The sequence below is a fragment of the Arthrobacter sp. BGA-UO-ETr-C19 genome (genome assembly GCF_059568005.1).
Genome location: NZ_JCAQPC010000012.1, coordinates 98,310 through 122,003, shown reverse-complemented (window position 1 = coordinate 122,003; position 23,694 = coordinate 98,310). Strand labels below are relative to the sequence as shown.

Annotated in this window: 18 protein-coding genes, 1 tRNA gene and 1 pseudogene; 14 read left to right on the top strand and 6 right to left on the bottom strand. The window is 67.3% G+C overall.

The window, feature by feature from the left end; translation table 11 throughout:
• Positions 1–8: 8 nt before the first annotated feature.
• Positions 9–1,118: an AAA family ATPase gene (locus tag AC57BR_RS06160; protein WP_496358901.1), complete on the bottom strand. Its 1,110-nt coding sequence runs from the start codon at positions 1,116–1,118 to the stop codon at positions 9–11.
• 188 nt (positions 1,119–1,306) lie between these two features.
• Here AC57BR_RS06160 and AC57BR_RS06155 point away from each other — a divergent pair, with 188 nt between their 5' ends.
• From AC57BR_RS06155 to AC57BR_RS06135, 5 genes are all read left to right on the top strand, one after another.
• Positions 1,307–2,194 carry a TatD family hydrolase gene (locus tag AC57BR_RS06155; protein WP_496358900.1) on the top strand — a complete coding sequence of 296 codons (888 nt, stop codon included), beginning with the start codon at positions 1,307–1,309 and terminating at the stop codon, positions 2,192–2,194.
• A gap of 270 nt (positions 2,195–2,464) precedes the next feature.
• On the top strand, positions 2,465–3,652 hold the full coding sequence (locus AC57BR_RS06150) for a resuscitation-promoting factor (RefSeq protein ID WP_496358899.1): 1,188 nt from the start codon (positions 2,465–2,467) through the stop codon (positions 3,650–3,652).
• A gap of 221 nt (positions 3,653–3,873) precedes the next feature.
• Positions 3,874–4,767 (top strand): 16S rRNA (adenine(1518)-N(6)/adenine(1519)-N(6))-dimethyltransferase RsmA, encoded by an 894-nt coding sequence (rsmA, locus tag AC57BR_RS06145; RefSeq protein WP_496358898.1) that lies wholly within the window; start codon positions 3,874–3,876, stop codon positions 4,765–4,767.
• Positions 4,767–5,735: a 4-(cytidine 5'-diphospho)-2-C-methyl-D-erythritol kinase gene (locus AC57BR_RS06140; RefSeq protein WP_496358897.1), complete on the top strand. Its 969-nt coding sequence runs from the start codon at positions 4,767–4,769 to the stop codon at positions 5,733–5,735. The genes rsmA and AC57BR_RS06140 overlap by 1 nt, the downstream gene beginning before the upstream one ends.
• Before the next feature lie 35 nt (positions 5,736–5,770).
• Positions 5,771–7,609 carry an ABC-F family ATP-binding cassette domain-containing protein gene (locus AC57BR_RS06135; protein ID WP_496358896.1) on the top strand — a complete coding sequence of 613 codons (1,839 nt, stop codon included), beginning with the start codon at positions 5,771–5,773 and terminating at the stop codon, positions 7,607–7,609.
• A gap of 116 nt (positions 7,610–7,725) precedes the next feature.
• On the opposite strand, the gene AC57BR_RS06130 is transcribed toward AC57BR_RS06135, so the two are convergent.
• A complete protein-coding gene (locus AC57BR_RS06130; RefSeq protein WP_496359026.1) occupies positions 7,726–8,325 on the bottom strand; it encodes a TetR/AcrR family transcriptional regulator in 600 nt (199 codons plus the stop codon).
• A gap of 246 nt (positions 8,326–8,571) precedes the next feature.
• On the opposite strand from AC57BR_RS06130, the gene AC57BR_RS06125 reads away from it, so the two are divergent.
• The 9 genes from AC57BR_RS06125 (at position 8,572) to sufU (ending at position 20,788) form a co-directional block, all read left to right on the top strand.
• Positions 8,572–8,643 (top strand) — tRNA-Gln (locus tag AC57BR_RS06125).
• A 122-nt stretch (positions 8,644–8,765) separates the two neighbouring features.
• Complete coding sequence (gene glmU, locus AC57BR_RS06120) at positions 8,766–10,256, top strand: bifunctional UDP-N-acetylglucosamine diphosphorylase/glucosamine-1-phosphate N-acetyltransferase GlmU (RefSeq protein ID WP_496358895.1); 1,491 nt, start codon at positions 8,766–8,768, stop codon at positions 10,254–10,256.
• A 5-nt stretch (positions 10,257–10,261) separates the two neighbouring features.
• Positions 10,262–11,242 carry a ribose-phosphate diphosphokinase gene (locus AC57BR_RS06115; RefSeq protein WP_496358894.1) on the top strand — a complete coding sequence of 327 codons (981 nt, stop codon included), beginning with the start codon at positions 10,262–10,264 and terminating at the stop codon, positions 11,240–11,242.
• Between the two features lie 282 nt (positions 11,243–11,524).
• The gene (locus AC57BR_RS06110) at positions 11,525–12,133 is read left to right on the top strand and encodes a 50S ribosomal protein L25/general stress protein Ctc (RefSeq protein ID WP_496358893.1); all 609 of its coding nucleotides are present in this window, start codon (positions 11,525–11,527) and stop codon (positions 12,131–12,133) included.
• A 118-nt stretch (positions 12,134–12,251) separates the two neighbouring features.
• Complete coding sequence (gene pth / locus AC57BR_RS06105; RefSeq protein WP_496358892.1) at positions 12,252–12,836, top strand: aminoacyl-tRNA hydrolase; 585 nt, start codon at positions 12,252–12,254, stop codon at positions 12,834–12,836.
• Between the two features lie 174 nt (positions 12,837–13,010).
• Complete coding sequence (locus AC57BR_RS06100) at positions 13,011–15,749, top strand: helix-turn-helix transcriptional regulator (protein ID WP_496358891.1); 2,739 nt, start codon at positions 13,011–13,013, stop codon at positions 15,747–15,749.
• A complete protein-coding gene (locus AC57BR_RS06095) occupies positions 15,727–18,492 on the top strand; it encodes a LuxR C-terminal-related transcriptional regulator (protein WP_496358890.1) in 2,766 nt (921 codons plus the stop codon). Before AC57BR_RS06100 ends, AC57BR_RS06095 begins: the two co-directional genes overlap by 23 nt.
• Positions 18,493–18,982: 490 nt before the next feature.
• Positions 18,983–20,308: a SufS family cysteine desulfurase gene (locus AC57BR_RS06090; RefSeq protein WP_496358889.1), complete on the top strand. Its 1,326-nt coding sequence runs from the start codon at positions 18,983–18,985 to the stop codon at positions 20,306–20,308.
• Positions 20,309–20,338: 30 nt separating this feature from the next.
• A complete protein-coding gene (gene sufU, locus AC57BR_RS06085) occupies positions 20,339–20,788 on the top strand; it encodes a Fe-S cluster assembly sulfur transfer protein SufU (RefSeq protein ID WP_496358888.1) in 450 nt (149 codons plus the stop codon).
• Between the two features lie 101 nt (positions 20,789–20,889).
• On the opposite strand, the pseudogene AC57BR_RS06080 reads toward sufU, so the two are convergent.
• The 4 genes and pseudogenes from AC57BR_RS06080 to AC57BR_RS06065 form a co-directional block, all read right to left on the bottom strand.
• Positions 20,890–21,080 (bottom strand): annotated as a pseudogene (locus tag AC57BR_RS06080) (Na+/H+ antiporter NhaA); the annotation flags it as partial.
• An 86-nt stretch (positions 21,081–21,166) separates the two neighbouring features.
• Positions 21,167–21,388, bottom strand: coding sequence for an SCO4848 family membrane protein (locus AC57BR_RS06075; protein WP_102970715.1), 222 nt, complete (start codon positions 21,386–21,388; stop codon positions 21,167–21,169).
• 4 nt (positions 21,389–21,392) lie between these two features.
• On the bottom strand, positions 21,393–21,890 hold the full coding sequence (locus AC57BR_RS06070; RefSeq protein ID WP_496358887.1) for a DUF2505 domain-containing protein: 498 nt from the start codon (positions 21,888–21,890) through the stop codon (positions 21,393–21,395).
• An 83-nt stretch (positions 21,891–21,973) separates the two neighbouring features.
• Entirely contained in the window at positions 21,974–23,512 is a 1,539-nt protein-coding gene (locus AC57BR_RS06065; RefSeq protein WP_496358886.1) for an SDR family oxidoreductase, read from the bottom strand.
• Positions 23,513–23,694: the final 182 nt, after the last annotated feature.

The window sequence follows — 23,694 nt, the reverse complement described above, 5'->3', positions numbered from 1 at the left end:
GGTCCTGACTAGCGGCTGTGGCGGAGTTCGGGTGTGGTCCGCCCGGCGTTTGCCGTGTCCGTCATCTCCTGGCTGACCGGGATCCGGGCAAGGACGCCGCGGATCACGCCATGCGGGGTCTCGCCCGTGCTGGCGGCTTTGCGGTCCAGGATGATCCGGTGCGCCAGCACCGCCTCGGCAACGGCTACGACGTCATCCGGCAGCACGAAATCACGGCCGTCCAGCGCCGCCGTAGCCTTCGCGGCCCGGAGCAGCTGCAGCAGGGAGCGCGGGCTCGCCCCAAGGCGCAGCATGGCGCTGTCACGCGTGGCCCGGCCGATGGCCACGGTGTACTCCTTCACGGCTTCGGAAACGAACACCTGCTGGACGGTGGCGATCATGGCGGCGACATCCGCTGCCGTGACGACCGCCTTGACCCGGGCCAGGGGGGACGTGGCCTGGTGGGTCTCGAGCATTTCGATCTCGGAGTCCTTGTCCGGGTATCCCATGGAGATCCGGGCCATGAAGCGGTCCCGCTGGGCTTCCGGGAGCGGATACGTCCCTTCCATCTCGATGGGGTTCTGGGTAGCCACCACCATGAACGGTTCGCCGAGCTTGTAGGAGTGTCCGTCCACCGTGACCTGGTGCTCCTCCATGCATTCGAGCAGGGCGGACTGGGTCTTGGCGGAGGCCCGGTTAATCTCGTCGCCAATCACGATGTTCGCGAACACGGCGCCCGGACGGAATTCGAACTGGCGTGAGGACTGGTTATAGATAGAGACGCCGGTGACATCCGAGGGAAGGAGGTCGGGGGTGAACTGGATCCGGCTGACGGAACAGTCGATGGTGCGTGCCAGCGTTTTGGCCAGCAGCGTCTTGCCCACCCCGGGGACATCCTCCAGGAGCAGGTGGCCCTGGGCCAGCAGGACCGTCAGCGCCAGCTTCGCGGCCTCGGCCTTGCCGTCGATGACGGTGTTGATGGCGCTGAGGATGCGTTCGCTGGCGGCCCGGAAGGCCGGGGTTTCCAGGGGAACAGTTTTGTGTCCGTTGAGGGGGTTGACGTTGCGTGCAGCACTTCCAGTGAAGCCCTGTCCGCCGGGAAGTGCTTCGTCGATCGTGATGCGTCGGTGCGGTTCCATCGGCAACCTTTCAGCCCAGGGTGGAGCGGAGCGAAGCGGCGGAGGTCTGCCGTTGCCCTCGTTGGGCGCTCACATCCGTCCGTATCCAGCGTACTAACACAACTGCCGTGGCTAACAGAGAGTTCCCCGTAAATCTCCGGGTAATGCCGAGCGAAAGAAGGAGCCGGTCCGCCCGCTAGGCTGGAGGAATGCGGCATTCCCTGACTCCCCGGCCCTACCGGGCTCCCGGTAGCGACGGCTCCGGCAAGCGCGGTTTCCCGCCGGCGCCCGAACCGTTGCCCGTCCCCGTGATGGACAACCACACGCACCTGGACTTCCCGACTGACGATGTCCGAGTGGACATCGCGGCTGCCCTCGATGCAGCCGAAGCCGTGGGTGTCTGCGGCGCCGTGCAGGTGGGCTGCGACCTCGAATCCTCGAGGTTTACCGTGCGCGCCGTCGATCTGGATCCGCGCCTTTTGGGGGCCGTGGCCCTCCATCCGAATGATGCGCCGGACTACGCTGCCCGCGGTGAGCTTGAGGACGCCCTGGCAGAGATCGAGGAGCTCGCCGCCCACCCCCGCGTGCGCGCCATCGGCGAAACCGGCCTGGATTTCTTCCGCACGGAAGGGGAGGGGCTGGCCCATCAGCGTTATTCATTCCGCCGGCACATCGACATCGCGAAGCGGCTGGACCGTACCCTGCAGATCCACGACCGCGACGCCCACGACGACGTGGTACAGGTCCTGCGCGAGGAAGGAACCCCGGAACGGGTTGTTTTCCACTGCTTTTCCGGGGACGCAGAGCTTGCCCGGATCTGCAACGGTGAAGGATGGTTCATGTCCTTCGCGGGGACGCTGACTTTCAAGAACGCCACCAACCTCAGGGAGGCGCTCGCCGTGGCCGATCCGGAGTTGGTGCTGGTTGAAACGGACTCCCCGTTCCTGACTCCGCACCCGCACCGCGGCCGCCCTAACGCCAGCTACATGGTGCCGTACACCGTGCGCGCGATGGCGGAATTGACAGAAACGGACCTGGCCAAACTTTGTGGCCAAGTCAGCGCAAATACCGTGCGGGCGTACGGATCCTGGGACTAAAACCCGGGAACATAAACCGAAAAAAATACATACCTGGTAGGCAAATATTTTGGACGGTTTATAACGCTACGGTTACAGTGAAAAACTATTAGCCGGGGTCGGGGAAGGCCTCCGGATGATGTAACTCACGTTCGTGACAGGCAGGGCGCCTTCGGATGCCCTGCCATGTGAGTGTGGCGACGCACATGCCTGCGGCCTGCTCCGGCCTGCCCGGAGCCACCATGTCGGTGACCGCCGTGGGTCCCCCTGTGCGTTTTTCCCCGTGCCCGGATGGCTCAAAAGTTACGGGCAATCGTGGTCAACTTCTTCACGTCAGACGGCAAGTTCAGTTTCATCAAGGTCGGCACGCAGCTGCTGGTGCTCTCAGCCCTCGTGCTGGGGCTCGTTGCCTTTGTGGGCAACAACAAGACGGTCACCCTGAACGTCGACGGGAAAGTAAGCTCCGTCCAGACCTTCGGCGGCACCGTCGAACAGGTGGTGAAGAGCGCGAATGTCGAGCTGCACCCGGCCGACCGCGTCACTCCCGCGCTCGACGCCAGTGTTCAGAACGGCTCCGTCATCAACGTGAACATGGCGAAGGCCGTGAAGGTCAGCCTGGACGGTGCAGAGAAGACCGTGAGCACCACGGCGCAGGACGTGGCCGGGCTCGTGACCCAGCTCGGCGTGGCCAGTTCCTCGGAGCTGTCCGTGCCGAAGGACGCGCAGCTGGCCGTGGATGGTTCGTTCGTGGCCATCTCGACGCCGAAGACCGTCAGCATCATCGCCGACGGCAAGGCCAAAAAGACCACCACCACAGCCGCCAACGTCGGCGAGGTCCTCAAGGATGCCGGGATCCGGCTCGCCGCTGCAGACCGGATGTCGCAGCCGGCACACGCCCCGGTGGTCAACAACATGGTCATCAAGGTGTCCCGCGTTGCCGGCAAGACCGCCACCGTCACCGAAGATGTCGCGTTCCAGACGCTGAAAACGGACAGTGCCACGCTTCCCAAGGGTGAAGAGAAAGTCACCCAGGAAGGCGTTCCCGGCGAGACCACCCTCACGTACAAGCTCGTCCTCGTCGATGGCCGTGAGGCCTCCCGGACACTGGTCTCCAAGACCACCACCCGCGAGCCGGTAACCGAGAAGATCACGGTCGGCACCAAGGAAGAGCCGAAGCCGGCAGCAGCGGCCGAGGCCGAGAGCGGGAACACCGGCGCCGCAGCCCCGGCCATGATGAACGTGGCCATGTGGGACAAGATCGCCCAGTGCGAATCAGGCGGCAACTGGTCCATTAACAGCGGCAACGGCTACTACGGCGGACTGCAGTTCGACGTCCAGACCTGGATCGGCGCCGGCGGTGGCTCCTACGCCCCGAACGCCAGCCAGGCGTCCAAGGCGCAGCAGATCGACATTGCCAACCGTATCTATGCGGAGCGCGGCCTCCAGCCGTGGGGCTGCGGCTGGGCCGCCAGCAGCTAGCCGCCGGAGCCAGAAACCACCTGCGCCAGCAACTACATGGCGGGACAATCCCGCGCAGTAAACCCTCGCCACCGCGGCAGCTGACCACAGCCGCGGCGGCCGCGAAGGCCGGGTCCGGTACCACCGGGCCCGGCCTTTGCCGTGCCCGGCCCTGCAGTGAACTGCCCCGTCCGGCAGTGAACTGCCCCGTTCCATATGGAACGCCGGGATAGGATACCTAGGTGACTGACCCGACCCCCTCCGCCTCCGCCTCCGGCACTGCGCCCGCCCCGCTGTTCGGTGCCTCCGACATCCGCAGGCTGGCCGGGGAGATCGGCGTCCGCCCCACCAAGACACTTGGCCAGAATTTCGTCATCGACGGCAATACCATCCGCAGGATCGTGGCCACCGCCGGGATCGGCGCGGGGGAAACGGTCCTCGAAATCGGACCCGGGCTGGGGTCGCTGACGCTGGGGCTCCTCGACGCCGCCAAGGCGGTGGTCGCCGTCGAAATTGACCCCGTCCTGGCCGCGAAGCTGCCAGAGACCATCAAGCAATGGCGGCCCGACTCCGCCGGGGACTTCCACCTGGTCCTCGCCGACGCCATGAAGGTGACGGAGCTGCCGGCCGAACCCGCGGCGCTCGTCGCCAATCTGCCCTACAACGTGGCGGTGCCCGTGGTGCTCCACCTGCTGCAGCACTTCCCGTCGATCCGGCACGGCCTCGTCATGGTCCAGGATGAAGTTGCCGACCGGCTGGCCGCTGAACCCGGCTCCAAGATTTACGGCGTGCCCTCGGTCAAGGCCGCGTGGTACAGCAGCATGCGCAAGGCCGGCGTCATCGGCATGAACGTGTTCTGGCCAGCACCCAAGATCCAGTCCGGGCTCGTGGCCTTCACCCGGCGGGAGCCCCCGGCCACCACCGCCAGCCGCGAAGAGGTCTTCGCCGTCATCGATGCGGCGTTCGCGCAGCGCCGCAAGACACTCCGTGCAGCCCTGGCCGGGTGGGCCGGCAGCGCCGCCGAAGCGGAACGCTGCCTGGTCGCGGCCGGGGTCGACCCCACCGCGCGGGGCGAAGTGATCGATATCGCCGCGTTCGCGAGGATCGCCGAAGCCCGCGCGGCCGCGGACGCCTGATGGCGGTCCAGGGCCTGAGGGGGCGCTTTGCGGCAAGGACCGTCCGGGTAAAGGCCCCGGGCAAAGTAAACGTCTCGCTGGATGTCGGGCCACTGCGCCCGGACGGCTACCACTCCGTGGCCAGCGTGTACCTGGCTGTGTCGCTGTACGAGGAAGTCGCGGCCACCAGCACGGCTTCGGCCGGCATCACCGTCAGCATCAGTCCCGACAGCACGCTGGACCTCGACGGGGTGGACATCCCGCTCGACGAGCGGAACCTCGCCTACAAGGCAGCCGCCATCATGGCCGATGTGTCAGAACACGCCACCGGCGTGCACCTTGAAATCACCAAGCGGGTCCCCGTGGCAGGCGGCATGGGCGGCGGCTCTGCGGATGCTGCCGCCACGCTCCTTGCGTGCGACGCGTTATGGAACAGCGGCCTGTCCCGGGACGAACTCGCCCAGCTCGCCGCCGAGCTCGGTGCGGACGTTCCCTTCGCCCTGCTGGGCGGCACGGCTGTGGGGCTGGGCGTGGGGGATGACCTGTCGCCTGCCCTGGCAAAGGCCCAGATGGACTGGGTGCTGGTCACGGCCGAGTTCGGGCTGTCCACCCCGGAAGTTTTCCGCACCCTGGACACGCTCCGCGACGCCGAAGGCCTGGACGTCGAGGAGCCCGCGGCGGTGGACCCGAAGATCCTGCAGGCCCTGCGCAGCGGCGACGCCGACGCCCTGAGCAGGGTTCTCGTCAATGACCTCCAGCGGGCGTCCATCGAACTCGCCCCCGGGCTCCGGGATACCCTTGGCCTGGGCGAATCCTGCGGAGCCATAGCCGGGATCGTTTCCGGCTCCGGACCCACCGTGGCCCTGTTGGCGCACAATCCCGAAGCGGCAGAGAACCTCGCCGGGGAGCTGGAACGCAAAGGCCTCACCGCACTGGCGGTCCACGGCCCGGTGCCCGGCGCCCGCATCATCTCCGATACGCTCCTTTAATACTTTTCAACCTTCACAGCAGAAAGCAGTTCCCCGTGGCACACCTGCTCGGCGGCGAGAACCTCAAGGTCTCGTACGCAACCCGCACCGTTCTGGACGGCATCACCCTTGGGCTCGAAGAGGGCGACCGGATCGGGATGGTGGGCAGGAACGGCGATGGCAAGTCCACGCTGATGCGGCTGCTGGCGCTGAGGTCCACGCCGGACTCCGGCCGGGTCACCAAGCGCGGGGACGTCAACGTCGGCTACCTGGACCAGAGCGACGTCCTTGACGCCGACCTGACGGTGGGCGCCGCGATCGTCGGCGACAAGGCCGACCACGAGTGGGCGGCGAACCCCCGGATCCGCGAAATCATGGGCGGACTGGTGTCCGACGTCGACTGGCACGCCAACGTGCATGCCCTGTCCGGCGGCCAGAAGCGGCGGGTCGCGCTGGCCAAGCTCCTCATCGAGGACCACGACGTCATCATGCTCGACGAGCCCACCAACCACCTCGACGTCGAGGGTGTGGCCTGGCTGTCGCGGCACCTGAAGACCCGGTGGCGGCCCAACCAGGGGGCCTTCCTCGTGGTCACCCACGACCGCTGGTTCCTCGACGAAGTCTGCAACAAGACCTGGGAAGTCCACGACGGGATCGTTGACCCGTTCGACGGCGGTTACGCCGCCTATGTGCTGGCCCGCGCCGAGCGGGACCGCACCGCCGCCGTCGTCGAAAGCAAGCGCCAGCAGCTGGTGAAGAAGGAACTCGCCTGGCTGCGCCGCGGCGCCCCGGCCCGGACGTCCAAGCCCAAGTTCCGGATCGAAGCGGCCAACGCATTGATTGCCGACGTCCCGGAGCCGCGTGACTCGACGGCCCTGAGCAAGATGGCCACCGCGCGCCTGGGCAAGGACGTGCTGGATCTGGAGAACGTGTCGCTCGACTTCGATAGCGGCGACCCCGAGCAGGACGCCGGCAGGAAGCTGTTCAACAACATCACGCTGCGGCTCGCGCCGGGTGAGCGGCTGGGCCTCGTCGGCGTCAACGGTGCCGGCAAGACCACCCTGCTCAAACTGCTCAACGGCGAAATCCAGCCGTCGGCCGGAAAGGTCAAGAAGGGCAAGACGGTGGTCACCGCTGTGCTCACCCAGGAGGTCAAGGAACTCGACGACGTCGCCGACCTGCGTGTCATTGAGGTCATCGAGCGCGAAAAACGGTCCTTCAACGTGGGCGGCAGGGAGTTCACGGCCGGCCAGCTGGTGGAGCAGCTCGGCTTCACCAACCAGAAGCAGTGGACGCCGGTCCGGGACCTGTCCGGCGGTGAGCGGCGGCGCCTGCAGCTCCTGCGGCTGCTGGTGGGCGAGCCCAACGTGCTGATGCTGGATGAACCCACCAACGACCTCGACACGGACACGCTCGCCGCCGTCGAGGACGTCCTGGACGGCTGGCCGGGCACGCTCGTGGTGGTCAGCCACGACCGCTACCTGCTCGAACGCGTCACTGACCACCAGATGGCACTGCTGGGCGACGGCAAGATCCGCGGCCTCCCGGGCGGCGTCGACCAGTACCTCGAACTCCGCGAGAATGCCCTCGCCGGCTCCACCGTCACCGGCGGCGGAAACCCCGTCACCGGCCCGTCAGCCGGCGGGGAAGCAGCCCCCGCCGGTCCCTCCGAAGCCGAGAAGCGCGAGGCCCGCAAGTCCCTCAACCGGGTGGAGCGCCAGCTCAACAAGCTGGCCCAGCAGGAAGAGAAGATCCACGTCCAAATGGCCGCCAGCACCAACGACGGCGACTTCGAACGCCTCGGCGACCTCAACAAGCAGCTGAAGGACCTGATCGACGAAAAGGACGCCCTCGAACTCGAATGGCTGGAGGCGTCGGAAGTCCTCGGCGACTAAGTACTTCCGAGTTTTTGTACAGATATTGGGCGCTAAGGGCCTCCGAAGCCCCAATATCTGTACAAAAACTCCATCAGGTGGGGGCGGGGCGTAAACCCCGACGGCGGTCTGCCGGGTTATGGCTCGCTGCGGAGTTCCGGGTCCTTTTTCAGGCCGGTCAGGCCGTTCCAGGCGAGGTTGACCAGGTGGGCGGCCACGGCCCGTTTGTCGGGCTGGCGGGCGTCCTGCCACCATTGGCCCGTCATCGCCACCATGCCCACGAGCATCTGCGCGTACATGGCGCCGTCGGCTGCGCTGAACCCGCGGCGGGCGAATTCGTCGGACAGGATGTGCTCAACGCGCGCGGTGACGTGGGAGAGCAGCGTGGAAAAGGCGCCTTCGGGCTGGGACGGGGGAGCGTCCCGCATGAGGATGCGGAAGCCGTCGGTGCGTTCCTCGATGTAGGTGAGCAGGGCCAGGGCGGCGCGCTCCACGAGGACACGCGGCTTGGCTTCATCGGCCAGCGCGTTGTTGATGTCTGCGAGCAGGATTCGGAACTCATACTCGACGACCTGCGTGTACAGGCCCTCCTTCGAGCCGAAGTGCTCGTAGATGACAGGCTTGGAAACGCCGGCGGAGGCAGCGATCTCCTCGATGGTGGTGCCGTCCAGCCCCCGCATCGCGAACAGGGCCCGCCCTACTTCGATGAGCTGGGACCGGCGCTGGGGTCCGGTCATCCGCGACCGGGGGATGCGCCCCGCCGCTGCTTCGGGCCTTGCTGGCAGGTTCCCCGGACCGTCAGTTGTCCCTGTGCTGTTGCTCACCGTCCAATCATGCCTTACGTCAAGCGGCGGGCAGGGGTGGCAGCAGGCCCCGGCGCGCTGCCCGGGCCTGCGCCGGCGCACCGGATGCGCCGAGGTCGCACGAGCGTCTGCGTTCGTGGCAGAATTGGTTCTCGTGCCCAGGCTTAGCGCCGGGCATGGTCCGCTCTGGTGTAATGGCAGCACCCCGGCCTTTGGAGCCGTGGAGTATAGGTTCGAATCCTATGGGCGGAACAGCTGCATCAGAGGTGTCCAGTAGGATGAACCCTGTTGCCGGTTCCGGGCACAGGTTCGGACACCGCCGCGCAGGCAGCCGCGGATGCAGTACAGCGCAACCGAGCAAGGAGAGCCCGTACGTGAGCCCCGAGAAATCCGGCCCAGCCGCCGTTATCGTCCTAGCTGCAGGTGCCGGTACCCGGATGAAATCCCGTACCCCCAAGATCCTCCACGAAATCGGTGGCCGTTCCATGGTGGGCCACGCCCTCCTGGCCGCCCGCAGCATCAGCCCTCAGCGCCTGGCCCTGGTGGTCCGGCACGAACGCGACCGCGTCGCAGCCCACCTCACCGAACTCGATCCGGACGCCCTGATCGTGGACCAGGACGAGGTGCCCGGCACCGGACGCGCCGTCGAAGTTGCCCTCGAAGCCCTTGACGCCAAGGAGCCCGTCGCCGGGACCGTCGTGGTCACCTACGGCGATGTCCCACTGCTCACGGGTGAAATGCTCTCCGAGCTGGTGTCCACCCACGAGCGCGAGGGCAACGCGATCACGGTGCTCACCGCGATCCTGGACGACGCCACCGGTTACGGCCGCATTCTCCGCGGCGAAGACGGCACCGTGACCGGTATCCGCGAGCACAAGGACGCCACCGACGCCGAGCGTGCCATCCGCGAGATCAACTCCGGCATCTACGCCTTTGACGCTGCTGTCCTCCGGGACGCCCTCGGCCACGTCACCACCGACAACTCGCAGGGCGAGAAGTACCTGACCGACGTCCTCGGGCTGGCCCGCGAGGCCGGTGGCCGCGTGGCCGCCGTCGTCACCGCCGACCGCTGGCAGGTGGAAGGCGCCAACGACCGCGTCCAGCTCGCCGCCCTCGGCGCGGAGCACAACCGCCGGATCGTGGAAGCGTGGATGCGCGCCGGTGTTACCGTCGTCGACCCCGCCACCACCTGGATCGACTCCACGGTGACCCTGGCGGAGGACGTCCGGATCCTGCCCAACACCCAGCTGCACGGCGCCACCACGGTGGCGCGGGACGCCGTCGTCGGCCCCGACTCCACGCTGACGGACGTCAGCATCGGGGAGGGCGCCAAGGTGACCCGCACCCACGGTTCCGGCGCGGAGATCGGCGCGGGAGCCAGCGTTGGCCCCTTCACCTACCTGCGCCCGGGAACGGTCCTGGGTGAGACGGGCAAGATCGGCGCGTTCTACGAAACCAAGAACGTCAGGATCGGCCGCGGTTCCAAGCTGTCCCACCTGGGCTACGCCGGGGACGCCGAAATCGGCGAGGACACCAACATCGGCTGCGGCAACATCACCGCGAACTACGACGGCGAGAAGAAACACCGCACGGTGATCGGCTCGGGCGTGCGCACCGGCTCCAACACAGTATTCGTCGCTCCGGTCACGGTGGGGGACGGTGCCTACAGCGGCGCCGGCGCCGTGATCCGCAAGGACGTGCCCGCCGGTGCCCTGGCACTGTCCATGGCAGCACAGCGCAACGCCGAAGGCTGGGTTAGCGCCAACCGTCCCGGCTCACTGTCCGCGGAACTGGCAGAAGCCGCCGCGGCCCGCGAAGGCCGCACTGATTCCCCAAATTCCCCCGCATCTACAGAAGAGGGCTAGCAACCATGACGGAAATTACGGCTCACGGCGAGAAGAAACTGGTGCTCGCCGCAGGGCGTGCACACCCGGAGCTTGCCCGGGAGATCGCCAAGGAGCTGGGCACGGAACTGCTGCCTGTGGACGCCTACGACTTCGCTAACGGCGAGATCTACGTCCGCGCCGGGGAAAGCGTCCGCGGAACCGATGCCTTCGTCATCCAGGCGCACCCCGCGCCGCTGAACAACTGGCTCATGGAACAGCTGATCATGATTGATTCGCTGAAGCGTGCCTCCGCCAAGCGGATCACCGTGGTTTCGCCGTTCTACCCGTACTCGCGCCAGGACAAGAAGGGCCGGGGCCGCGAGCCGATCTCCGCGCGCCTCGTGGCTGACATGTACAAGACGGCCGGCGCTGACCGCATCATGAGCGTGGACCTGCACACCTCGCAGATCCAGGGCTTCTTCGACGGACCTGTGGACCACCTCATGGCCATCCCGCTGCTGGCGGACTACATCCGCACCCGCGTCAGCGCCGACAACATCACCGTGGTCTCGCCGGACACCGGCCGCGTGCGCGTGGCCGAACAGTGGGCAGAACGCCTCGGCGGCGCGCCGCTGGCATTCGTCCACAAGAGCCGCGATCTGACCGTGCCCAACCAGGCCGTGTCCAAGACCGTGGTGGGCCAGATCGAGGGCCGCACCTGTGTGCTCATCGACGACATGATCGACACCGGCGGAACCATCTCCGGCGCCGTCCAGGTGCTCAAGAACGCGGGCGCCAAGGACGTCATCATTGCCGCCACGCATGCGGTGTTCTCCGATCCCGCTGCCCGGCGGCTCTCCGAGTCCGGCGCCCGCGAAGTGGTGGTCACCGACACGCTGCCGATCACCCCGGACAAGCGCTTCCCCGAGCTCACCGTGCTGTCCATCGCGCCGCTCATCGCCCGGGCCATCCGGGAAGTGTTCGACGACGGATCGGTCACCAGCCTTTTCGACGGCAACGCCTAAAGGCGTTAGCTGGTTGAGTTTGCCGGGTTTCGACAAGCTCAACCAGCGGTGCCAGCAAAGTGCCCGTTTTCAGTAAACGGGCCGGGCACTGGTAAAGTTTTTCCCGATACCTTGGCGAGGGAGAGCACCGGAAGACCGTACGCACGGAACACCGGACTGCTTGTCTCCGTTATCGACTGGGTCTGAATCACCCTTCTGGTGGGGCCGCCTTCGGGCCGCCCGGCGTTGAAGGTCACTCCAGACCTCCGCCCTTGCTGAACCAACAAACTACCAGGAGTCCACATGTCTGAGCAGAAGCTCGCAGCAGAAGCACGCACCGAATTCGGCAAGGGCTTCGCCCGCCGCGCCCGCGCCGCCGGCCAGATCCCCGCCGTGATCTACGGCCACGGCGCAGAGCCCATCCACATCACCCTGCCGGCCAAGGCCACCACCCTGGCTGTCCGCACGGCCAACGCCCTGCTGTCCCTCGACCTGAACGGTGAAGGCCACCTGGCCCTCGTCAAGGACGTCCAGCGCGACCCGATCAAGCAGATCATCGAGCACATCGACCTGCTGACCGTGCGCCAGGGCGAGAAGGTCACCGTGGACGTTCCCGTGCACGTCGTGGGCGAAACCGCTCCCGGCACCGTGCACAACCTCGAACTCACGGTTGTCTCCCTCGAGGCCGAGGCCACCCACCTGCCCGAGTCCGTCGAGGTGAACATCGAGGGCCGCGCCGCCGGCGAGCACATCCACGCCTCCGACCTCGTGCTCCCCAAGGGCTCCGTCCTGCTGGCCGACGCCGATGCCCTGGTCGTCAACATCTCCGAGGCCACTGCACAGGCCGAAGAGGGCGAAGCAGAGGAAGCCGCAGCAGTAGCTGCCCCGGCCGAAGAAGCTGCTGCCGAGTAATTCGGGCACAACCCTTCCGCCTTTCACACAGCGCGGATCAGTGGCCGGGTCCTTTTCGGGCCCGGCCACTGCCGTCCCTGCCCCAGTTGCGGGCCAACCCCCGCCTTAGGATTGATTCATGACTGACACCTGGCTGATCGTAGGCCTTGGCAACCCCGGACCCGAGTACAGCGGCAACCGGCACAACGTCGGCCAGATGGTGCTCGACGGGCTGGCCGGGCGCATGGGCGGCAAGTTCAAGGCGCACAAGGCCAGGGCCCTCGTCCTTGAAGGCCGGCTGGGGATCGGCGGCCCCCGCGTGGTTCTGGCGAAGCCAGGCACCTACATGAACGTTTCCGGCGGTCCGGTGTCGGCGCTCGCCAGGTTTTACGACGTCGAGCCGTCCCGCGTGGTGGCCGTCCATGACGAGATCGACATTCCCTTTAATACTGTGAAGCTGAAGATCGGCGGCGGCGAGGGAGGGCACAACGGTCTCCGCGACATCTCCAAGGCTCTGTCCACAAAGGACTACCTCCGGGTCCGGGTGGGAGTCGGCCGGCCGCCGGGCCGGATGGACACCGCCGACTACGTGCTGCGGGACTTCGGCACCGCCGAAAAGAAGGAACTGCCCTTCCTGCTCGACGACGCCGCCGACGCCGTCGAGCTCCTCGTCAGGGAGGGCCTGACCGCTGCGCAGCAGCAGTTCCACACCGCCAAGGTGTAGCGTCTTTCGCCGGGGTTCTTCCTCCCCGCCGCCCCAACCCTCAAGGTCGCATCAAGGTCTGCGAAATGTGAACGCAGTGCCCTATATCCCTGCAAAGTAACGGGGTAGTCTACTTTCTAAGCGGGGGAGGCGATGGAGCCTTTATCCTGCCGGGCGGGATGTAAGGAAAAGTTCATGTCAATTGAGCCACTGAGCTGGGGACGTGGGTCTACGGCGAGCGTGCTGGCGGGACCGGCAGGCATCGCGGGCGGAACGGACCTCCAACGATGGTCGGTTCCGGCGCGCAGCGCAGACCTTGAGGCCATCCGCACTGCCCTGACAGATCCCGAGTCCCTGGGCGTAGTTATCACCGGCGCCCGCGGTGTGGGGAAGTCCTCGTTGGCCCGTACCGCCGTGGCCGAATTGGGCCCGGACGTCTGGGCCCTTCAGCTGCGCAGCCCCCTGACCGGCTCACAAACCTCCTATGGCTGCCTGGCCTTCCTCCTTGCCCGGCTTCCACAGTCCGCGCTGGCTTCCCCCACGGCCATCCTCCAGGGCATCACCTCCCTGATCCGCTCCGACGCCGCCGGGCGTGACTGCGTCATTACCCTGGACACCACCGGCCAGATCGACGACATGAGTGCCGGCGTCATCCTGAACATCATGCTGACGCACACCGCCCGCGTCATCGCCATCGCGCCCAGCACCAGCGACCTGCCGGCGGACTTCCACTGGCTGCTCACCGACAGGCGGCTGACGGAAGTCCGGCTGGACAACCTCAACGAACTGCAGACCCGGCAGGTGCTGCTGACGCTGCTGGGCCACCGGGTCTCGGCTTCGCTCGTGAGCACCTACCACTCCATCGTGGGCGGCAATCCGCTTCTGCTCAAGGCACTCGTCACAGAGCAACAGCAGTCGGGAAACCTCGTCCTGTCGGATTCCGTCTGGACCCTGCGGGACCGGGTGGTGCTCGACGGCGCCACCGGGCTGGATGACATTGTCCGGTCGCGCTGGACCCGGGAAGAGCCGGAAACCCGCGAGGTCATCGAGATGCTGGCCTGTGCACGGCGTGTCCCGCTCGCCAGGCTGACCGAAATCTACGGCACAGCCACCGTGGCCGACATGGAGGACGCCGGACTGCTGACGGTCGCCGACGCCGGGGACCGCTGGGTCTCCCTGCGGGAACAGTACCTTGGGGACGTGGTGCGCTCCTGGCTCAGCATCTCCCGCCGTCGTGAACTCCGCACCCTGTTATTGGGCGGCCACGAACCCGAGCTGACGGCCTTGACCATGGAGGAACGGATCGAGTTCGCCGCCTGGACCAAGGAGTGCCAGGCGGAGCTCAGTCCTGCCATGGCGGTGGCCGCAGCGGAGGCGGCCGTGCAGCTCTTTGATCCGCGGTTCGCGATCTCCTGCGTTGAAGGCATTAAGAAGACCGACGATGTGTGGGTGGAAGCGCAGCTGTACAAGGCAACCGCGTACCTGCTGCTCGACCTGCCGCTGCAGGCCATGGCCGCGCTGGAGGACATCTCCCGGGCGCAGCTGGATGCGCTCGGCGAGGAGGCCTTCGCCCGCGTGGTGGGAGCCAAGTGCCGGGTCATGGTCTGGCTGCCGGAACTGTGCGGCCAGGTGCCGGATGAGCTGGCGGCCGCCCGCAAGCGGCTTGGCGTCGACCCGGGAGTGGCATCCAGCTGGCCCGATCCGCTGGGCACGGCGTCCAACGTCATTACCCTGGCCGAATTCGAATACAAGTCCTTCATCGGCGACTACGCCTCCATGATCATCGAGCTGGAGAAAGCCTCCGACCCCGCGTTCACCAAGGATCCCGGGCTGAGGATCCAGTCGGGCCTGATCCTGATGCACGCCCTGTCGGCGGTCGGCCGGGAAATGGACGCCCTCCAGCTGATGCGGCGCGTGGGTGGACAGCTGTCGGATGCGGGGCCGCTGACCGGCCTTCGGGAACGGTTCGCGATGACGGCATTCAACGTGCTGCTGCAGGCCGGCCAGTGGAAACGGTGCCTGGAACTCGTCGGCCCGCCCAAGGGGCAGGAAGAACGCCGGCTGGCCTACCGCACGTCCGCGACGGAACTGGCCGCCGGAATCGCGTACGTATTCTCCGGCCGCGGCGCGGTGGCCCTGGATTCGCTGCTGTCCGCCGTCGCCCAGCTCGAGCTCCGCCCTGTCCTGAACATGCTGCAGGCCGCCTACGCCGCCACGGCCTTCGCCTACGCCCAGATCGGCAATGCCGGGCAGGCGCACAAGTACCTCGACAAACTCCGCGGAGTGCGCGGACACTGCAACTTCGGCACCCTTTTCGTCACCGAGTTCTGTGCGGACATGGCCGGGCGCTGGCTGGGGGACACCGATGCCGTGAAGCGTCTGCTTGAGGCAGCACACCGCGACATCGATGCCGGCCGGTACACCCTGGCCGGAATCAGCCTGCTCGGAGCCACCGTGAACGGGACCGATGAGGACTTCCGCCTGATGGAGGAGGTGGCGGGCCACCGGCAGGGGACCCTCGCCGAGATCTCCCGCCTCATCGCCGTGGGCACCCGCACCAAGGACGCCAAGGTTCTGTTGGAAGGCGCGCACCTGTGCGCGGAACTGGAACTCGACGCCGTGGAGGCGCGCTGCGTTGCGCTCGCTGTCGACTTTGCCCGCCACTCCGGCGACTCCGCGTCAGCCCGGGTTGCCCAGGCCCGGCTGGACAGCCTCACCGCCACGGTGCCCAGCCTGCCGATCGTTCCCAGCAGCGGAAGCCCGCTCCTTACCGCGCGTGAACGCCAGATCTCCCGGCTGGCCGGAAGGGGCGTATCCAACCGGGACATCGCCCTGGAGATGGGCGTATCAGTCCGAACGGTGGAAGGCCACCTGTACCAGGTCTTCACCAAGCTGGGCGTGACTTCCAGGGGTGATCTGCCTGGCCTCGTCTAACAGCTCCCCAGCCAACAGCTCCCCGTCCAACACTCCGTCCCACGGCGTCTCGTCCAATGGCCGCAGTGCCAAGGCAGAATCCGAACTCCGGCAGCTCACCGGCCGCCGTGAAGCGATAGAGCATGTCTGCACGGTCATCCGGAGCCGAGCCAGCCAGGCCGTTTATCTGATGGCGGGCCCCGGCGTCGGAAAGACCTCGGTCACGGACGCGGTGCGGGAGAAGCTGTCCGCGGAGATGACGGTGCTCCGCATCCACGGGAGCTCCTCGCTGGCCAAGGTCCCTTACGGCGTGCTGGCGCCGTACACCTCGGGCCTCGCGCCCGAGGAAGCGGACTCGCCGGTCTCGGTGCTGCGGGCCGTCTGGGCCCACTTCCAGGAGCTAAGGGGAAGCAGCGACCTGAAGGGCGGCAACGACGCCCCCGTGCTCCTGGTGGTGGACGATGCCCACCACCTCGATGACGCCACGGCCAGCATGGTGGTGGACATGACCTCGGCCGGCTGGGCGACCGTGCTGGCGGCCGGACGGCCGCGGCCGGGCCTGCCCCAGGCCCTGAACCAGCTCTGGTATGACGGCCTGGCAGAACGCATCGATCTCCGGCCGCTCAACGGCGAGCAGGTCACGGAGGTGGTGGAACACACCCTCCAGGGGACCGTTCCCGTCAGCACCGTCCAGTCGCTGTGGTCCGCCTCCGGCGGCAACCCGCTGCTCCTCGACTGCCTGCTGGCCGACGCAACAGCATCCGGAACGCTGGTCCAGCGGAACGGCATCTGGGTGCTGCTCGGCCCCCTGCCGGCCGACGGACCGAGGCTTTCGGACCTCGTGGTCAAGGATCTCCTCCGGCGGACGCCGGAGGAACAGGACGCGCTAAAGCTGATCGCGCTCGCGGAGCCGGTGCCCCGGGGCCTGATCGAGGACGTCTGCGGTGCCCGCGTCGTGCGTTCCTTGCTGGACAACCAGGTGGTGAGCGAGTCGGCCGCGCCGCACACCGAGCTGCGGCTCACCCATGCCATCCTGGGCGAATCGATGCGGCAACAGGTTTCGGTCTCGCGGAGCCTGCAGCTGCGGCAGAAGCTTGATGCCCACCTGGACGCCGCCGCTGCAAGTGCAGAAGGCAGGCTGCGCCTGGTCCAATGGTCGCTGGAATGCGGCCTGGAGGTATCGGACCAGGACTTGCTGGACGCAGGATTACTGGCTGCGACCACCTTCAACAACGCCGGCGCGCGCCTCATGGCCGGACACGTGCAGGCGCCGGAGCTGCAGGCCCTTGCACTCTCAATCACCGCGAGGGCTCATTTCAACGAGGGGAAGTACCGCGAGGCCGCCGAACTCCTTGACGGTTGCTGGCTTGACCTGGCGGGCCGCCCGGAGGCTCCGCAGGTTCTCATGCTCAGGGCGTCATCCCACCTGGCGCTGGGAAAGTCCGTGCCGCTGCTCAGGGCGGAATCACGCCAGCGGCTCGAGGAGGCCGGGGTCGCGCCCGCCGACGCCTGGCAGGACAGAATCCATGGCCTGCTGGAGATGTCCGCCGCCGGCGACCATGAAGGCATCAGGGGCGTCATCGCGGAGCTGGGAACCACAGAGCCTGACAGTGCGTCGAGCGTAGAAGCAACACAGCACACCGTGGCGCAGGCCCTCCTTGCCCAGACGCTGGTTGCTGCCGGCCGCTCACACCAGGCCCACGCCGCCGCGGCGGCCGCCGGCCCCTTCCTGCCTGCGCTCAGCGGCGGACTCTATTTCTTCAACGAGTTTGTCCTGACCCGGCTGGCGATCAGCACTCTCGCCGCCGGCAACTGGGAATCGGCCGAACATGAACTGTCCGGATACCCGGCTGAGCGCACCGAAGGCGCTGCGACCTTCGGCGGCGGCATCCAGGCACTGCGGGGCCTTGGACTGCTGCGGCAGGGGCAGCTGGAGCGCGCCTACCAGGTCCTCCTGCCCGCGGTCGAGGCGCTCCGGGTCAATGACCCGCTGCAGGAATTCAGGTTTGGCTCATCCCTTGCCTTCTACGCCGCAGCCCGGCTGGGTGACACCGCCCAGGCGAAGCGGCTCGAACAGGACTTCATTTCGGCCAGGCACGCCAGCGGACCCGGCTGCGACGCAGTCGCGGAAGCCTATGCGGCCGCCGCGGCTGAATACCTTGACCGGAAGGGCAGCGGGCTGGACAGGCTCCGTGAGCTCGCGGGGTCGGAGTCCGTTGCGGACCATCCAGGTACCAGGATGGAGTGCCTCATCCTTTGCTCTGATCTTGGCGAGCGGTCGCTGGCGCCGGAACTCGCCGCCCTCGCCGCTACCGTTGAGGGCCGGTGGGCTGCCGGCTGGCGGCAGCTGGCCCAGGCCTGGGCCTCGGAAAACGCCGATGTCCTGATGGACACAGCTGCCGCCCTGGAGGAGGCGGGCCTGCTGAACCTGGCGCGCGAGGCGTACGCCAGGGCCGGTGCCCTGCTGGACGAGGCGGGGGAGCGGCGCCGCGCCCGCCAGGCGATCGCGCACCGGGAGAAATGCGACCAGGAGCTCGGCGAGCGGTTCCGGGAAAGCCCGTTCGTCGCCTCCGTCCCCAGTGTCCACCTGACGCGCCGCGAGCGGGACATCGTGGAGCTGGCCGTGCAGGGCCTCTCAGACCGCGAGATCGCCCAGCAACTGATGGTGTCCGTGCGGACCGTCGAGGGCCATCTGTACCGCAGCTACGTCAAGCTCGGCGTCCGCCGCCGCGACGAGCTCGCGCTTGCGCTTCCGAAGAAGTAGCGATTCCCCCAAGATTATTTTTCTGGCCCTCCGGGCAAATTCCGCGCGGTTGCGCGCCGGACATCGCTACCTGCGCGGACCAGTAGTTAAGTACTCAGAAAAACGAGTACAGGATACTGGTGCCGCGGGCGCCGGTACGCGATTAACTAATAGTGGCAGCGGAAGCAGGGCTGATCTCCCCCCGAAGCTGCCACCAGATTTTCCAGGTCTCGCACCAGATTTCCGGCCCTCGGGTCCGGGTAAGGCGGGGCCGGCGACGTCAGAGCCTTCTGAGACCGAGGCTCTCCCCCCAGCCGTCGCCGGCCCTTATAACTGACGGATATGTAACAGCTGAGTAATACGCCGGAGCATCGGCATCGCAGGGAGCGGCCCGCACAGACGAGGGCCGCCCTTAGTGTGTGGGCTCCAGGGTGTGCAGCGAAAGCCCGTGCTGGGGCCAAAGGTGCTGTGGGACAATTGAGGGGTACCTCAAGGCATCCAAGGAGTCCCATTGGCCGTAGTATCAACGCCAACCACGCTGACGCGTGCCCTTTCTGCGATGGACAACGCCGAGGTCCTGCGGATCCGCAACGACTTTCCCGTGCTGAACCAGACGGTCAACGGCCGTCCGCTCATCTATTTGGATTCCGGCGCCACCTCGCAGAATCCGCTGAGCGTGATCGAGGCGGAACAGGAATTCTACGAGCAGCGGAACGCTGCCGTGCACCGCGGCGCCCACCACCTTGCCGTGGAGGCCACCGAGGTGTTCGAGGACGCCCGGCAGACCGTCGCCGACTTTGTCGGGGCGGCCTATGAGGAGATCGTCTGGACCTCCAACGCCACCGAGGGCCTCAACGTCATCAGCTACGCGCTCTCGAACGCCGCACTGTGGTCAGCCCAGGGACGCGGCGACGCCAAGCTGCGGGACCTGGCCCTGGGGCCGGGCGACGAAATCGTGGTCACCGAGATGGAACACCACGCCAACCTGATTCCCTGGCAGGAACTGGCCTACCGGACAGGTGCCACGCTGCGGCACATCCCGCTGGACGATGCCGGGGTGCTGCGGATGGATGAGGCAGCGGAAATCGTGGGGGAGCGCACCAGGCTGCTGGCGTTCACCCATGCCTCGAACGTGCTGGGCACCATCAACCCGGTCAGCGAACTTGTCGCCCTCGCCCGGCGCGCAGGTGCCCTCGTGGTGCTGGATGCGTGCCAGTCGGCGCCGCACCTTGCCCTGGACGTCAAGCAGCTGGATGTCGACTTCGCCGTGTTTTCCGGCCACAAGATGCTGGGACCCACCGGCGTCGGAGTGCTGTATGGCAAGCAGGAGCTCCTGGACGTTCTCCCGCCGGTCCTGACCGGCGGTTCCATGATCACCACCGTGACCATGGAGCGAGCGGAGTACCTCCCCGCGCCGCAGCGGTTCGAGGCCGGGACCCAGAAAATTTCACAGGCAGTGGCCCTTGCCGCGGCGGTCAATTATTTGACGGAAACCGGTATCGACCGGGTGCACCGCTGGGAGTCCGAGCTGGGCCAGCGCATGGTGGCAGGCCTGGAGGCCATCGACGGAATCCGCGTGCTGGGTCCGGCCGCCGGCCAGGACCGCATCGGCCTGGCGGCCTTTGACGTTGCCGGTGTCCACGCGCACGACGTCGGCCAGTTCCTTGATGCGCGCGGCATTGCGGTCCGCGTGGGCCATCACTGCGCGCAGCCGCTGCACCGGCGCCTGGGCCTGACGGCCACCACCCGGGCCAGCGCCTACTTGTACAACACCACCGACGACGTGGACGAATTCCTGGACGCAGTGTCCGGAGTCCGCGCCTACTTCCGGGCCTAGGGCCCGGACCCCGACGACAGGTACCTGACCATGAGCCTCGACCAGCTTTACCAGCAGATCATCCTGGACCACTCCAAGGCCAGGCACGGCAGCGGATTGGCCGAAACGGCTGCCCCGGACGGCGCGTCCACCGGCCAGTCACACCAGCTCAACCCGGTGTGCGGCGATGAGGTCACCTTGCGCGTGGCCGTGGACCACGGCACGGTCACGCAGCTGGCCTGGGACGGGGCCGGCTGCTCGATCTCCATGGCCTCTGCTTCCGTGTTGAGCGAGCTGGCCGAGGGCATGAGCGTGGACGAACTCCGCTCGGTGATCGGGAACTTCCGCGAGGTCCTGCGGTCCCGGGGGAAGATCCCTGCCGACCCGGAAATCCTGGGCGATGCCGCCGCCTTCGAGGGCGTGGCCCGGTACGCGGCGAGGGTCAAGTGCGCCATGATCTCCTGGGTTGCGGCCGAGGACGCCCTGAACCAGGCAGCCTGACCGCACCTCTTTAGCCGTCCTGTTCGGACCGTTCGAAGAGATCCGGGACGCCGTCGCCGTCGTCGTCCCGTGCCTCCTCCGCTTCCAGCAGCGACACGGTGAAGCCCACGCCCGCCGACGGCGAGCACGGCCAGCGCGAAGGCGATATCGGTGGCGGTGGGGATGGCCCACCCCCTCAGGGCCTCTGGCCCTGGCTCCAGACGATGACGGAGTAGGCGTCCGCGGCGGGGGAGTTGGCCCAGATCAGGGCGGCAGTAGTGGCGGCCAGGAGGAGCGCGCCGCCCACTGTCTCCGTCATGTGCGAAAGTCCGTTGGTTGAGCGTGCCGAAACCACGCTCAACCAGCGGACCTTATTCGGAGCCGGTTGGCCCGCGCCGCTCAGCTGACGAGCGCCGCGATTCCGATGGCGGCCGTGGCAGCACCCAACACCATGGATACCGTCACCAGGACCACGTGGACGGTGAGGAACTTCGTGGCCTTGCCGGCGGCGTCCCGTGCCCGCGGGTCCTTCATGACGCGGCGCAGGAACTGCGGCCACACCACCAGGGACCACACGCCCGAAACGATCAGGACCAGGGCAAGGAAGGCAGGGACGTCCACAGGGCTAGTGGCTTTCGAGCCAGGCCTGGGCCTGCTGCGACTGGATGTTCAGCGCCTTGCCCACCATGGGCGCGGCGGCGTCGGCGATCTTGCCGCCCAGGAACGGCACCGAGGACGTGACGTTGCCTTCGAGCTCAACCCGGGTGCTGCCGCCGTCGGCCACGAGACGCTGGACGGCGGACACGTCGATGGGCGCGCCGGCGATCTTCAGCGAGATGGTGCTCTGGCGCGAACCGTCGGCGGCCGGGGCGGCCCAGTTTTCAACCTGGGTCACTTTCAGGCTCTCGCCGACGAACTTGCGGGCGATTTCCGGCAGGCGGGTCGTGGGGAGGGTGCGCACCGATGTGGTGCTGAACTCTCCGGCGATGTCGCCCGCCACGGTGAAGGACTCGAGGGTGCCGCCGACGTATTCGCTGGTGTGGCGCTGGAAGTCCTCGTTCGCGAAGACCGCGGTGACGCTGTCGACGCCGTGGGGAAGGGTGGTGGATGCACTCAGTGCCATTGATCCTCCGTCGTTGTGGGGTCAGAACGCTTTTTGCTCACCACATCCTACGGGGTTGGCCACGCTTCCCCGGCACCGTGACCTCAGGCACCTGGCTGTGCGACGCCGGGTTTCTCCTCGGCGGACAGTCTCCGGGCCGCCGCGGTAATGTTGCGGGACATGGCCGGGAAGATGATGCTGTGGAACGGAAGAACGGCCAGCCAGTAGAGCCGCCCGCTGAGTCCCCTGGGGAAGAAAATCGCCCGCTGGCGGTAACGGCTTCCGGTGCCGTCAGGCTCCACGCAGAGCTCCAGCCAGGCGCGTCCGGGTGCGCGCATTTCGGCCCGCAGCCGGAGCAGGCGGCCCCGCTCGATCCGTTCCACGCGCCACCAGTCAACCACCTCGCCGGCCACCAGATGGTGCGGATGCCGCCGTCCGCGGAGCAGGCCCGCTCCGCCCGAGAGCTTGTCCAGCCAGCCGCGGACGCTCCAGGCCAGCGGGAGCGAGTACCAGCCGTTGCGGCCGCCGATCCCTTCGATGATCGTCCAGACGTGCGACGGGTCAACGTCGCTGGCAAAGGTCCGCTCGTCGACATACACCCTGTGCCCTGCCCAGCCGGGGTCGCTCGGCAACGGGTCGGCATCGGCGCCGGCATTCGCCCAGGTGGTTTCAACCTGGCCGTCGCGTTCCTTGCCGAGCGCCAGGGCAACGGCTTTGCGGTAGCCGGTCAGGCCGCCGTCGGGCTGCTTTATGTAGGTGTCGATGTCGTGTTCGGCCGAGACCGCATCGTGCTGCAGGGACTGGACCAGCGGCACGGACATCGTCAGCGGAATCGGGGTCACCAGGGCAACCCACAATCCGGCCAGCCTGGGTGCCGGCACCGGAAGCGCCAGGACCGGACGCGGCGGCAGGCCCGCCTCGGCCGCGTACTCCTTCATCATGCCGGCGTACGTCAGGACGTCCCGGGAGCCGATGTCGAAGGTGCGGTTGAGGCGGTCCGCCACTTCGGCTGCTCCGACGAGGTAGTAGAGCACGTCCCGGACGGCGATGGCTTCGATCCGGTTCCGGACCCAGCTGGGTGCCGGCATGAGGGGCAGGGTCTCGGCGAGATGGCGGATCATTTCGAACGACGCCGAGCCGGAGCCGATGACCACCCCGGCCTGGAACACGATGGCATCGACCGGGCCGGAGAGAAATACCTCGCCCACCGCCTCGCGGGAGCGCATGTGCATCGACAGCGCCGTGTTGCGCGGATGCAGGCCGCCCAGATAGACGATCCGCCGGACGGAGGCGGCCGCGGCGGCACCGGCCACCAGCTCGGCCATGGCCTTTTCCTTGGCCTCGAAACCGGAGCCGGCTGCCATGGAATGGACCAGGTAATAGAGGACGTCGACGCCCTGCAGGGCGTCCTCCAGCGCCGCGGAGTCGTCGAGGCTGCTGCGGACCACCTCCACGTCGTCGAACCACGGCACGCCGGCGATTTTCTCCGGGGACCTTACGAGCACCTTGACGCGGTGGCCGGCGTCCAGCAGCCGGGGGACCAGCCGCCCGCCGATGTACCCTGTGGCGCCCGTGACAAGCACCGTCCGGGCGTCCGTGCTGCTGCCATTTCCGCTGCTGTCATTTCCGGTCTGGTCGCTCATGGGAGTCTCCTTGGGGGCGGCGGCATGGCTGTGCTGATCTTCAGACTGTCCTGAACTTCACCTGCTCAGCAAGCTTAGCAATGCGGTACCCGGGGCCCGGATGCCGCCGGTGTGCCCTCAGGGGTAGGCTGGAAGCCCCGGCATTCGCAAGAATCTCGGCTTTTCGTGTTGCCTGCGTTCGA